12 protein-coding genes are annotated in these 12,825 nt (G+C 60.1%); 2 read left to right on the top strand and 10 right to left on the bottom strand.

Annotated elements, in window-relative coordinates:
* Window positions 1–28 precede the first annotated feature (28 nt).
* Together RBH10_RS07340 and RBH10_RS07335 are read right to left on the bottom strand one after the other, a co-directional pair.
* On the bottom strand, window positions 29–1,369 hold the full coding sequence (locus RBH10_RS07340; protein WP_281037617.1) for an LLM class flavin-dependent oxidoreductase: 1,341 nt from the start codon (window positions 1,367–1,369) through the stop codon (window positions 29–31).
* Window positions 1,370–1,392: 23 nt separating this feature from the next.
* Window positions 1,393–2,397 carry an LLM class flavin-dependent oxidoreductase gene (locus RBH10_RS07335; protein WP_281037618.1) on the bottom strand — a complete coding sequence of 335 codons (1,005 nt, stop codon included), beginning with the start codon at window positions 2,395–2,397 and terminating at the stop codon, window positions 1,393–1,395.
* Between the two features lie 304 nt (window positions 2,398–2,701).
* Here RBH10_RS07335 and RBH10_RS07330 point away from each other — a divergent pair, with 304 nt between their 5' ends.
* Window positions 2,702–3,151 carry an Rrf2 family transcriptional regulator gene (locus RBH10_RS07330; protein WP_045018707.1) on the top strand — a complete coding sequence of 150 codons (450 nt, stop codon included), beginning with the start codon at window positions 2,702–2,704 and terminating at the stop codon, window positions 3,149–3,151.
* 7 nt (window positions 3,152–3,158) lie between these two features.
* On the opposite strand, the gene RBH10_RS07325 is transcribed toward RBH10_RS07330, so the two are convergent.
* From RBH10_RS07325 to RBH10_RS07305, 5 genes are all read right to left on the bottom strand, one after another.
* Window positions 3,159–4,103, bottom strand: a complete 945-nt coding sequence (locus RBH10_RS07325) for an acyl-CoA dehydrogenase family protein (protein ID WP_281037619.1) — start codon at window positions 4,101–4,103, stop codon at window positions 3,159–3,161.
* A gap of 51 nt (window positions 4,104–4,154) precedes the next feature.
* Complete coding sequence (locus tag RBH10_RS07320; protein ID WP_281037620.1) at window positions 4,155–4,700, bottom strand: flavin reductase family protein; 546 nt, start codon at window positions 4,698–4,700, stop codon at window positions 4,155–4,157.
* Between the two features lie 195 nt (window positions 4,701–4,895).
* Window positions 4,896–6,065: an FMNH2-dependent alkanesulfonate monooxygenase gene (ssuD, locus tag RBH10_RS07315; RefSeq protein ID WP_281037621.1), complete on the bottom strand. Its 1,170-nt coding sequence runs from the start codon at window positions 6,063–6,065 to the stop codon at window positions 4,896–4,898.
* 172 nt (window positions 6,066–6,237) lie between these two features.
* Window positions 6,238–6,435 carry a hypothetical protein gene (locus tag RBH10_RS07310; RefSeq protein WP_045018716.1) on the bottom strand — a complete coding sequence of 66 codons (198 nt, stop codon included), beginning with the start codon at window positions 6,433–6,435 and terminating at the stop codon, window positions 6,238–6,240.
* A 210-nt stretch (window positions 6,436–6,645) separates the two neighbouring features.
* Window positions 6,646–7,263: an alpha/beta hydrolase gene (locus RBH10_RS07305; protein ID WP_281037622.1), complete on the bottom strand. Its 618-nt coding sequence runs from the start codon at window positions 7,261–7,263 to the stop codon at window positions 6,646–6,648.
* Between the two features lie 398 nt (window positions 7,264–7,661).
* On the opposite strand from RBH10_RS07305, the gene RBH10_RS07300 reads away from it, so the two are divergent.
* On the top strand, window positions 7,662–8,732 hold the full coding sequence (locus RBH10_RS07300; protein WP_281037623.1) for an LLM class flavin-dependent oxidoreductase: 1,071 nt from the start codon (window positions 7,662–7,664) through the stop codon (window positions 8,730–8,732).
* A gap of 57 nt (window positions 8,733–8,789) precedes the next feature.
* Here RBH10_RS07300 and RBH10_RS07295 read toward each other — a convergent pair whose 3' ends face one another.
* The 3 genes from RBH10_RS07295 to RBH10_RS07285 form a co-directional block, all read right to left on the bottom strand.
* On the bottom strand, window positions 8,790–9,965 hold the full coding sequence (locus RBH10_RS07295; protein ID WP_281037624.1) for an acyl-CoA dehydrogenase family protein: 1,176 nt from the start codon (window positions 9,963–9,965) through the stop codon (window positions 8,790–8,792).
* Window positions 9,962–10,993, bottom strand: coding sequence for an ABC transporter substrate-binding protein (locus tag RBH10_RS07290; RefSeq protein WP_281037625.1), 1,032 nt, complete (start codon window positions 10,991–10,993; stop codon window positions 9,962–9,964). The genes RBH10_RS07295 and RBH10_RS07290 overlap by 4 nt, the downstream gene beginning before the upstream one ends.
* 110 nt (window positions 10,994–11,103) lie before the next feature.
* Complete coding sequence (locus tag RBH10_RS07285) at window positions 11,104–12,711, bottom strand: ABC transporter substrate-binding protein (RefSeq protein WP_281037626.1); 1,608 nt, start codon at window positions 12,709–12,711, stop codon at window positions 11,104–11,106.
* Window positions 12,712–12,825 lie beyond the last annotated feature (114 nt).

The raw sequence follows: 12,825 nt of genomic DNA, 5'->3' as shown, positions 1-12,825 counted from the left end.
CGGCAATGTCTGCCGCCCGACCCCGCTTTTATGCGATCGCCTTGCTGGGACCGCTTTCGGCGCCGGAATAGATGCTCTCCTTGAAAGGCAGACCGAGATGCTCACGCAACGTCGCGCCTTCCAGATGCGGTTCGAAATATCCGCGCCGCTGCAACACCGGGATGACGAGGCGGATGAAATCATCCAGCCCTTCGGCAATCACCGGGAAGCCCAGAATGAAGCCATCGGCCGCATCGTGCTCCACCCAGCGGATGATCTCGTCCGCCACCTTGTCCGGGGTTCCGATGAAACCTTCGCGTGGAGTTGCGGCCTCCAGCGCCGCTTCGCGCAGCGTCTGGTTCTTTTCCTTCGCACGGCGCTTGATGCGGTCGGTCGTCGAACGGAAGCTGTTCTTGCCGATCTCGCCGAGTTCCGGGAAAGGCTCATCCAGCGGATAGACACTGAAATCATGGTGGTCGAAGAAGCGGCCGAGATAGGCGAGCGCATCCTCAATGGTGATGAGGTTGCGGATAACGTCGTATTTCGCTTCCGCCTCCTCCTGCGTTTCACCGACAATCGGTCCGATGCCGGGGAAAATCTTCACGTCGGCGGCGGATCTGCCCTGCGCGACAGCGCTCTGCTTCACGCGCTTGAGGAACGTCTGGTTTTCCTCGAGTGAGGCGGAATTGGCGAAAACGGCGTCGGCATGTTTGCCCGCAAGGCCGATACCGGCATCGGAAGAACCGGCCTGAAACACGACCGGCTGCCCCTGCGGCGAACGCTGGATATTCAGCGGGCCTTCCACCTGGAAGAAGCGGCCCTTGTGACCGAGCGTGTGGAGTTTTTGCCTGTCGAAGAATTGCCCCGTCTCGCGGTTGCGCACGAAGGCACCGTCGTCCCAACTGTCCCACAGGCCCTTGATGACTTCGAGATATTCATCGGCGATCTCGTAACGCAGCGCATGTTCGGGATGGTTGCGGCTGTAGTTTTTCGCCGTGCCTTCAAGTGGTGTCGTCACGGCATTCCAGCCGGCCCTGCCGCCGCTCAGAAGATCGAGCGAAGCGAACTGGCGCGCGATGGTGAAGGGGTCGCTGTAGGAGGTCGAAACCGTGCCGGCGAGACCGATCTTCGAGGTGACGGAAGCCAGCGCCGAAAGGATGGTCAAAGGCTCGAACCGGTTGAGGAAATGCGGGATGGACTTGTCGTTGATGTAAAGCCCGTCAGCCACGAAGGCGAAGGCGATGCCAGCCGCTTCCGCCTTCAGCGCATTTTTCCTGAAAAAATCAAAGTTGACGCTGGCATCAACAGGGCTTTTCGGGTGCCGCCAGGCGTTCATGTGGCCACCGGGGCCTTGAAGCATGATGCCGAAACGAATTGTCTTTCTCGTCATGTCATTCCCTCCTGAGGACAGGTTCACGCCGCGCGGGAAAGGCGGTGTGTGGCCAGCAATTCGATCGATGCAAGCCGCTGATCGGCCCCGACATGCGGCGGCTCGATGATGAATTCTTCGATGCCGTGCTCTTCGGAAAGCGCGCGTAGCGCCTTGTGAATATCTTCCGGCCCGCCATGCAGGACGTTGGGCTTGCGCTCCTCGATGCGATAATCGGTATCGCCGGACTGGCGGGCGAATTCCTCGGCCTGCTCCCGGCTGCCAAGGTTGAACCCCTTGCCATCACTCAGGAACACCCGATAGATGCGCTGACCCTCTACCTGCCGCGCCGCATGGGCCGGATCGCTGGCGGCAAAGACCGAGAGAGCAAGGATCGGGGCGCTTCCGCCGCTTTCCTCGCGGAAAGCCGACAGGCTTCGGCGAAGAACCTCCGGGTCACCGTTGAGGTGACCGGCAAAGACGAAATTCCACCCCTTGGAAGCCGCAAGCCTTGCGCTTTCCGGGCTGGCGCCGAGCAGAAATCGTTCAACCGCAACCGGCGGCACCGGTGTTGCCTGCAACCCGGCCTGCGCATGGTCCTGTGGCGCGGCACCGGACAGAAACGTGGTAAGTTCACCAAAAGCCGTTTCGAAATCCGGCTTGCGGGCGGGATCATAGGCCTGCTGCAAGGCAGAGGTCGCAAGCGGCAGCCCACCCGGTGTCTTGCCGACGCCGAGATCGACCCGGCCGGGGGCAAGCGACGACAGCACGTTGAAAACCTCGGCAACCTTATAGGGGCTGTAATGCTGCAGCATCACGCCGCCAGAGCCAACCCGGATGCGCGAGGTCTTCGCCAGAATCCAGGCGACCAGCGCTTCCGGCGCCGAACCGGCAAGCTCCGGCGAATTGTGATGTTCGGCCACCCAGAAACGGCGATAACCCAGTTCTTCGGCGCGTTTGGCGAGATTGATCGTGTCGCGGAACGCGCTTGCCGCGTTCTCGCCCGTCGGAACCGGGCTCTTGTCCAGCAAACTGAGAGTATACATCATCACCTCGCACGTCTTTTGATGCATACTTTGTCTACTGATTTTATATGCTAATAAAGGATGTTCGTTCCACGTTGCGTTGGGATCAGAGAAAATATTGTTTTCCACGACGTTTTCAGCAGTCATCCTTGGCAAAGCAATCCGAAACCGAGAGGAACAGACTGAAAAAGCCTGACGCGAGGCCGCTTTCGGCGCTGAACGCGGGCGAAACGGGCTTGCGCCGGAATTCGGTAAAAACTACTTAGTAAGTTGAAAACAACATAATCCGGTATTCCAGAATGGACCGGCTCTCTTTTCGGATCATGCGATGTTGACCAAAAAAGGCAAATACGGATTAAAGGCTCTTGTCGATCTGGCGCGGTTGCCCCAGGGCGAGACTGCCTTCGTGACCGAGATTGCAACCCGCAACAATATTCCGAAAAAATTTCTGGATACTATCCTGCTGGAGCTACGCAATAGCGGCATTCTACGTTCCAAGAAGGGGCCGAATGGCGGTTATTCGCTGTCGAAAATGCCATCGGAAATCATGATCGGCCAGGTCATACGCACGCTGGACGGGCCTTTGGCCCCCATCCGCTGTGCCAGCCGCACCGCCTTTGAAACCTGCGACGACTGTGACGATCCCGAGACCTGTCAGGTCAGGGCTTCGATGACGGACGTGCGGGACGCCATCGCAACAATCCTGGACAATATGACGCTCGCACAATTCGTCGCAAAAGACGGACAGGACGCGCGTTCCATTCCTGCGGGCAAATAAGCGTCGCTTACTGCCGGCGCAGTTCGTCACCGAGAGAGGCGATCAGCCCGGGCTCGCTTACGCCATCAATAAGGCCGAGGCGCGCCATCAGGATTTCCAGCGTGATGGCATTGTTCCTGACGGAGCGATAAGTGACGTTTTCCGCACCCACCTGCGCCGCATCGATATTCGCGGCAAGCCGGGAAATTTGCGCCTTCAGCAGTTCGATGGCGAGAAAGACTTCACCGATGACGGGCCGTGTACCACCTTCGTCGGCCAGCCTGTCGATCAGGAGCCCTGATAGCTCACGCTGTTTTTCACCCAAGGCCACGGCGGCCTTCAAGAGCGTGGAAACGGAGGCGGCCAGATTTCCGGCCCCTTGGGCAAGGAACGCCACCTGATCGGCACGCAGCAGGCCATCCCATGACGTATCGGGACGATTGCGCAGGACGACGAGCAGTGCCTGCCCGGCCGCGTTGACGGCGGGAACGACGATCCAGTCCGCATCGGCGGTTACCGATCGGGCGGCATCATCGGGAAGTCGCAAGGCGTAATCATCGCCAGTCACCAGCACCGAATGATCCACACCGGCTTCGGATGAAGCGAGGGCGAAGGTCTCACCAAGATCGAGGCGGGCGAATAGAGCCTTGCGCTGCTCCTCGCTTCCGGCATTTCTGATGAATTCAAGTGCGGTGAAATGTTCGACGAGATCATGCGCCGCTGCCGCATCGGCCGCAGAAATAATCGAAAGCGCCTGCGAGAGTACGTCGTTGGTTATATCCGCCCCGCCCAGTTCATTCGGAACGGAGAGAGCGAGAAGGCCGGAGCGGGCGATCCGCGCATGGATTTGGCCCGGAGTTTCCACGGCGCATTTTTCAGCGATCGTTTGGGCAACGGTCAGCACGTCGCCATCCGCGCCAAGACGCGGGGGCACGAAACGAATTCTTTCGCCGAGTGGCGTGACAGATCCCATGCTCAACTCCCTCAAAGAATGACCGAGTGAAAGCGCCGGAAAGGCCGGCGCTCAGTCCAGCGAATGATAACGCCCGTTTTGATAGACCAGCGAATGGCCTGAGCCGAGGCGGATCGCCTCGACCTTGCCGATGACGATGACGTGGCTGTGCCGCTCGATCGCTTCTTCGATGGTGCAGTCGATCGCGGCAACGGCATCTTCGAGAACAGGCGCGCCGCTCGCCAGCCGGGTCCATTCCGCGCCACGATAACGATCAGCTCCTTTCAGGCCGCCGATGCCGGCAAACTGGTTGGCGACGAACTGATGGTTCGGGCCGATAATGTTCACCGCGAAATGACCGAAACGCTCGACGACAGGCCATGTGGACGAGGAGCGGTTGAGCGCAACCAGAATTCTCGGCGGATCGACCGACAAAGCGGTGGCGGATGTTACAGTCGCACCCGTGCGCGCCTCACCCTCACCTGCCGTGATCACGCTGACGCCGCCGCCCAGCGTTCTGAGCGCCGCCTTAAGGCTATCGGCGTCCGGCGCCTTGCCAGAGACGGGATCGCGGAGATTGATGAATTGTTGATCCTTGGCCGCATATTGCAATGTCATCGATCGCTCCTGAAAACAGCTTGTTGCTCAATAGTTAGCAGCGGCGGCGGGGCGTGAAATAGACATCGTTTTCCATAATACTTATATTCTATGGAAATAATGTTTTATATGCTGCTCTCCCGTGGACGCTCCGCCGAATGACGTCCATCGGAAATGCGAACCGGAAGACAGGGCCGCCTGCCTTCCGGCGATTGATCACGAGCCAGACACCAGCTTGACGTTCCCGCCATGCCCGCCGCCGCCGAAAACCTGTTTTGTGCCGAAAGACGAGCGGATCTGGTTGCGCGGTCCGCCAAGTCCGATTTCCGGAAACAGCAGTTCGGATATCCGATAGGCTTCCTCCAGATGCGGATAACCGGAGGCGATGACGGTATCGATGCCCAGCGCCTGATATTCCCGGAGCCGCGCCGCAACCGTTTTCGGCGAGCCGACCAGCGCGGTGCCTGCGCCCGAACGGACAAGCCCGATGCCCGCCCACAAATTCGGAGAGACTTCCAGCTGGTCACGCCGGCCATTGTGCAGCGCCCGCATCCTCGCCTGCCCGACGGAATCCGACGCCTTGGAGAAGGCCTCCTGAGCAGAGGCGATGGTCTCATCGGAAAGTTTTGAAATCAGCCTGTCGGCGTCGGCCCAGGCTTCCTCGTCGGTTTCGCGCACGATGAAATGCAGGCGGATGCCGAAGGTGACTTCCCGCCCCTTTTTGGCGGCGGCGGCGCGGACCTTGGCGATTTTTTCCGCCACCTGCGCCGGTGGCTCGCCCCAGGTCAGATATTTGTCGGTGATACCGGCCGAAAACTCGATACCGGCATCGGAAGAGCCACCGAAATAAAGCGGCGGACGCGGTTCCTGCACCGGCGGTAGGCCGAGCCTGGCACCCTGCGCCTTGATGTATTTGCCGTCGAGATCTCCCTTGCCGGTTTCGATCAGCGAATTGAACACCTGGAAGAACTCATCCGCGTGGTCGTAACGCTCGTCATGCGGCAGGAAAATGCCGTCACCGGCCAGTTCCTGCGCGCTGCCGCCCACCACGATGTTAAGAAGCAGCCGGCCGTTGGAAACGCGGTCGAGCGTGGAGGCCAATCGCGCGTAATAGGCCGGCGAGGCGACGCCCGGACGGATGGCGACGAGGAATTTCAGCTTCTCGGTATAGGCGGCGAGATTGGCCGCAAGAATGAAGGATTCTTCGCAGGCGACACCGGTGGGAATGAGCACGCCGGAATAACCGAGCCGATCCGCAGCCTGTGCTATTTCCCGGAAATATCCGGGATCGGCAGGACGCGAAAGATCGTCGGAGCCAAGATAGCTGCCATCGCCTGAGGTGGGTATGAACCACAGAAAATCGAGTGGTTTGTCAGCAGCGCTCATCGACAGGTCCTTTGCAGTTCGCCCACCGGGCAATTCGGCTTGATGATAAAAGGGTAACCGGTTCCCCGGCGCGGTTAAGAAATTTTGTTCCAATTTCCCTGCGGCAAGGAGAGTTTATCTCCACGTGGAAAGCGGCACTTCGAAGGAAAACCGGGCCGTCTTCGCCGGGGTGCTAGAGGACCGGATAAAGGCCGAGCATCGCGAAATTCATCTCGCAGATCTCTTCCCGCTCGAGTTCGAGATCGCTTTTTTCCTGCCGGATGCGCCCGGAATGGTCCAGCGGATGAAGTTTGCCCTGCTCATCCCCGCGCGGACGGCGCCGGGCCAAACCGAACAGATCGGAAGTAAACGCATGAAGTCCCTGCGGCATGTGCGCCTCCTTTGGTCAACTCGCTCTATCCTCCGGCGGCCGCCCAAAATGGTCAATATTTTCCATAAAATTACTATTCTATAATTGCTGGATCACCGGCAAATGTGGACTAAGGTTACGGCAGCGGGAAAAATTCCGTTTCAAACCACCCGGAACGACATGCCCGTGGACTTCAAAGGTTGCGGTTCATCGTCAGCGAGAAATATCCACTCAACGCGCACCGGCATCGCCCTGAAGATGCGCGCCATGTATCGCGGGCAATCCGCGCATTCTCGATCTGGTAGCGGTCGTTTCAGATGCTTCTTTCAGGCGTTCGAAAAGTGCATACCCCTCGGGCCAGCGACCGAAACCTGCGGCAATGTTGATATGCCCGACCGAGCCGAGATTGACGAGATCGCTTCCCCAGTTGCCGGCGGTGCACGCCAGCTCTTCCGGGTTCATATAGGGGTCGTTCATGCTGCCCACGACGAGACTGGTGAAGGCGAGCGGCGCTTGCGGATATGCGCCGAACCGGACGATGCAGGGATGCATCGCCTCCACCCGGTCGAGATGGGCGGGCGCCACCAGAAGCGCACCCCTGATTTTGCTGGCCACGGGGCGTGACGCCATATTCGCGACCAGCAGGCAACCGAGGCTGTGGGCGACAATATAGGCGCTCTCGGTCGCGGCGAGTGCCACTTCCAGACGATTGAGCCAATCTTCAAGAACCGGGCACTCCCAGTTCTCCTGATCAACCAGCTGCGCCTGCGGATCATCCAGCAGCCAATGCCTTTGCCAATGTCCCTCGTCCGAACCGTTGAGGCCGGGAACAATCAAGGTGGTACACATGCCTACTCCGTGGTTTGCGGGCGCTGTATGCCAAGAATGGTGTCTTTCACGATTTTAGTCGACTATTGCCGTGCTCAGTTTTTCCGGACTCGGGAAAAATCGATCCTGACAATATCGCCAACGCAGAAAATACTTTCTCCATAGCGACTTCAGTACCGCTCAAGGGGAATTGCATACTCAAATATTTTCTATGGAATATATATTCATTATAGAGCGCAGGCGCGGAAAGCTTTTCCTCTGCCGCACCCCAAAAGAAACACCGCTGCTTAGCCGCGCCGCTGCCGGTTTGTCATTCTCGCACTATGGGAGGCTTGCGCCTCTCGAACCCAAAATGGCCAGTGCCAAACCTCGGCAAGGCCGTTCCACCGCGACATAACATGAAAACTCAGGCGGATAATGTGAGCAGCACGAGCGAATTTCTCTGGTACATCCCCAATGACGTCAAGGCCGGTCACCGCGGCGATGCCGTCAGCGAAAACCATAACAGCCTCGATACCTTGACCAGCCATGCCAGGGCGCTGGAAAACCACGGCTGGAAGGGCGCGTTGATCGGCACCGGCTGGGGGCGTCCGGATACTTTCACGGTGGCGGCGGCGCTTGCCGCGCGCACCACCACCTTCGAGCCACTGATCGCCATCCGCCCCGGTTACTGGAAGCCCGCCAATCTCGCATCGGCCGCCGCCACACTCGATCAGCTTTCCGGCGGTCGGGTGCGGATCAATGTCGTTTCCGGCCGGGACGAGCTTTCGGCCTATGGCGACGAAGAAGGCGATCAGGCACAGCGTTATACGCGCACGAAAGAGTTCATGCGGCTGGTGCGGCGGCTTTGGACCGAGGAAAACGTCACTTTCGAGGGCGAGCATTTCCGGGTCAAGAATTCCACCGTCTCGCCGCACATCACTGAACGCGCCGACAGGCCACATCCCAAGCTTTATTTCGGCGGCGCTTCCGAAGCGGCCGAACAGGTTGCCGCAACTGAGGCCGATGTGCAGCTCTTCTGGGGCGAACCGCTTGCCGGCGTGCGCGAACGGATCGAACGGCTGAAGCACTTCAGTGAAACGCTCGGCCGCGACCTGCCGCCGCTGCAATTCGGTCTGCGGATCACCACGCTGGTGCGCGAAACCACGGCCGAGGCGTGGCACGATGCGGAAGCAAAAGTTGCGGAGATGGCCGCAAACAATGGCGTGCGCTGGAACGATCATCTGCAAGGAGTCGCGGTCGGCCAGCGTCGCCTGCTGGACCTGCACAGGCAGAGCGATGTGCTGGACGACAATCTCTACACCGCACCCGGCAAATTCGGTGGCGGCGGTGCCGCAACGACATGGCTGGTGGGTTCGGCGGAAGATGTAGCCGCGTCGCTGCGCAAATACCGCGCGCTTGGCATCACCCATTTCGTGCTTTCCGACACGCCATATCTTCAGGAGATTGAACGGCAGGGCGACAGGCTTTTACCGCTACTGCGGGACTGATGCGGACGGCGTCAACATGGGCGGCCTGCCGAACAAAGCCGCCCATATCTTCTGCGGTCAGCCGCCGGCAGCCTTGATGCTCTGGCGGCCGAGGATAGTCCGGATCATGTGGCTTTGCGGCGCATGCGCCCTTGCCGTTATGGCGTCGCGGTGATGCCGCTCGAGATTGTAGTCCCGGCGAAGGCCGCGATTGCCGCCAAGCTCCAGCGCCAGATCCGTCACCGCCACGGCATTGTCGATCACCACATGGCGAACGGCGAGCGCATCCGTTCCCACCTTCTCTCCCGCATCGATATCGCGGGCGACGGAGAGAAGCAGGCGCCTGTTTGCCGCGAGAAGCACCTCGATCTCGCCGAGACCTTCCTGAATGCGCGGAATGGATGACAGCGGCGCGCCGAGGCTTGCCGGAACATGGCCCGTCAGATGGCGCAACAGGGCGTCACGCGCCGAAAGCGCGACACCGTGATAGACGGAGGCCAGCAGCACGAAGAAATTGTAACCGTCCGCCTCATCCCGCCGCAACGGCTCATCCGCCGGCTGTTCGGCAACGAGATCGGCAAGCGGCACCTTCACATCCTCAAGCACCAGATCGTCGCTTGCGGTCGCATACATGCCGGTTGCTTCCCATGCCTTCTCCCGACCGATGCCCGGCGCATCAAGCGGGACCAGAAGCTGGATCAGGCGCGGGGTCTCTTCCGTCGTGACGGCAAGCACTATCGCCCATTTCAGACCCGGCAGGCCGGTGACGAAGCTCTTGCGGCCATTGACCACCCAGAAATCGCCCTCGATCCGCGCCGTTGTTTCCGGCAGGCCACCATGAGCAGGTGAACCGATGCCCGGCTCTGCCTGCGCATTGTTCAGAAGCGCCGGCTCCCTGTTGTTGGCTGCCAGCACCTTTGCCGCGAGAGCTGCCGGCCACTTGCCGCGCCGGATGGCCGCATGAACGCTGTAATGCATGGCGAGGATGAGGGCAGTGGATGGATCACCCTTGGCGATGGCCGCGATGACGGCATGCGCGGTTTCCATGCCCTCCCCCCAGCCACCATCCTTTTCAGCCGTGACGAGACCGAGCAGGCCCGACTGGAAAAGTGCCTCGAAATTGCTGGCGGCGAATTCACCGCTTTTGTCATAGTCCGCCGCAGTCAGGCTGAAACCTCCGGCGAGCGCGGTTGCGATGGCGACAGGGTTCAAGGGCTGCTCCGGACGCGGAACGGCGGATAAAGCGCCGCTCATGCCACCGCCCTTTCACTGGCCGTGACGAAACGGTCGTCGATCCACGCACCGAGATCGAAGTCGTTTTCAAGGAAACCCCATTGGTGCAGGAAATCCTTGTAATGACCGACAGCGGCAACAAGATCCGCATCAAGGCCGAGGCCAAGATGGCGGTGGACATCCGGGCCATTGGCGGCGAGAACCTGCTCTTCTGTCGCACCCGCCTCGCGCGCGATGAAACGGCGGGTCTCTTCCGGATGCTGCTCCGCCCAGAGCGAGGCTTTGGCAATGGCGGCCACCAGCCGCTCCACCAGATCGGGGCGCTCATCGGCGAGCCGTCCGTCAACCGTTAGCACGCGGGGAGAACCGGAATTGATGCGTATCTTCGGGTCGGGGTGAAAACCGAACTCCGCCACCTGCACGGCGCCGATCAGGTTCGCGGCGGCGATGCCGGCGGTTCCCTTGACGAAAATCGCATCGACCTCACCACGCAACAGCGCGATGATTTCCTCGCCGAAGGATTGCCGGCGTTTCAGGCCGAACAGCGACGGCCCTTCCTGCGAGGCCAGCACCGAATCCTTGATGACGATATCCGTCAACTCGACGTCCTCGACTTTCAGCCCTTCCAGCGAAAGTGCCGAGGTGATGCCCTTCAGCGCCGTCGCCCGCATGAAATCGACGATGCCTTCTGGCCGGCGCGGCACACCGAAACGGCGGCCGACGAGATCGGCAAGCGAGCGGATGCCGGTTTCCGGCAGGGTGATGATCGCCTGGAACTCATCCGTCCAGGTAATGCCAATGAGACGCGTATTGCGCCCTTCCGAGCGGGCGCGGATGGGCGGCACGTTGCCGCCGTGGCGGAAGGACCATTCCAGCGTGTGGTTGAAATGGCTCTGCCGCACGGAACGGTCCGGCGAATCGATAATGGATTTCAGCGATATGCCGACCTCCTCGAAGGTCTGCCCGAGATAACCGAGCTGCGCCGCCAGCCCTACGGGCGTTGGCACCGGGCAACGTGTGTACCAGATTTCAGAAAGTGTCGTGCTCATGGCTTTGGCCTCGATGAAAACGATGGCACCAGAAAGCGATGCTGCGGTGCCTGTCGACGGAAGGGAGACGTCCCGGCTCGCCGTAAAGGCGGACCGGGTTCGGCAAAAGATCAGGATGCGGCGATATGCGCAAAGGCGAGGCTGCCCGCGACACCTTCCGCACCGACGGTGTGATCGGCAATTCGCTTGTTGAAGATGGTGATTTCCGGTGCTGCTACGATGTCGATGGCCGGCACGTCCTCGACGAGGATCTGCTGGATTTCCTTCCATTGCGCGACGCGCTTGTCCGGATCGATCTCGATGGCAGCGGCTTCGAGAAGCGCATCCACCTTGGGATTGCTGTAGGCCGCGCCATTAGAGAAGGGCACGCCCTTCTTGAAGTTCTTGGACCAGTAGAGCCGCTGTACGCCGACGGTCGGGTCGAAGAGATTGCTCATGCCCTCATAGGCAAAATCGAAATCGCGATCCGTGTAGATGCGCTTCGTGTAGGTGGCGAAATCCTGGGTGCGTACCGTCACATCCACGCCGACCTTTGCCAGCGCCTGGCGAATGTAATCCGCGCCGCGCGGATAGGCCTCGGTGCTCGGCACATAATCCAGGTTGAGCTTGAAACGGATGCCATCCGCGCCGCGCTTGTATCCCGCCTCGTCCAGCAGCGCTTCGGCCGCCTTCAGATCGATCGGATAGGTCTTCAGATCCGCAACGAACCATTTCGAGAGCTTCGGATTGATCGGCCCGGTGATCGTCGCGCCATAGCCGTAATTGACGGTATTGAAGATGACGTTGCGGTCGATCACATGCGCAAAGGCACGGCGCACGCGCACATCCTTGAAGACATCCTTTTCAAGATTGAACTCAACGCGGCTGACGGAATTCGAATATTGATATCCGTTTGTCTCGAAGCCGAGGCTCGGCAGCTCCTTCAGACGATCGAGATCGCTATAGGCGACCGGCGTGCTGGGGGCGAGATCGATCTCGCCGGTTTCGATTGCGATGGCGCGGGCCGACGCGTCAGGAATGAAGCGGACGATGAGCTTGTCGAGATAGGGGCGCGGCGCATCCCAGTAATCGGCATTGCGCTCAAAAACGATATGGCTGCCGCGCACCCATTCCTTGAACTTGAACGGGCCGGTGCCGATGGGCGCGAGATTGACCGGATTTTCGGTCACTTTCGTGCCCTCATAAAGATGCTTGGGCACGACAGGGGTTTCGGCGGAGGCAAGCGCCGTTATCAGATAAGGCGCAGGCTTGGAAAGAACCAGCACCGCGGTCAGTTCATCCGGCGTCTCGACGCTGGTGAGGTTCAGGAACGTATTGCGCCCGCGCGGATGCACTTCCTTGATGGTGTTGATGGAAAAGGCCACATCGGCGGATGTGAAGGGCTTGCCGTCGTGCCACTTCACGCCGGGTCTGAGTTTAAAGGTGTAACGCAGGCCATCCGCGCTCACATCCCATGATTTTGCCAGGAGCGGCTTGGGATTGAGGTCGAAATCATAGGTCAGCAGCCCTTCGGTGACCTTGGGCGATATATAGACGGAATTATAGGCCGTGTGTGCGATCGTCGTCAGAACCGGCGGTTCCGATGAGATGAGCAGGGTGGCCGTGCCGCCGCTTGCCGGCTCGGCCGCGCGGAGCTGCAGCCCCGGTAAAGACACCACGCCGAGCGCTACTGACGCCAGCAGAAATCCACGCCGCGTCGTCTGGTTGAAAACAGTCATGCGATACCCTCTCCTTGATAGTGCCGGCCAAAACCCGGTGAAACTGAACAGCTGCGCTTCAGAAGAAGTTTGTTCCGCAAGACAGAGCGAGATTGGCACGAAGCACTAACAACG

Origin of the sequence: Rhizobium sp. AN73 (assembly GCF_030757975.1) — a bacterium.
GTDB classification, from domain to species: Bacteria; Pseudomonadota; Alphaproteobacteria; order Rhizobiales; family Rhizobiaceae; genus Agrobacterium; species Agrobacterium arsenijevicii.
This window is presented reverse-complemented; position numbering and strand designations above follow the sequence as displayed.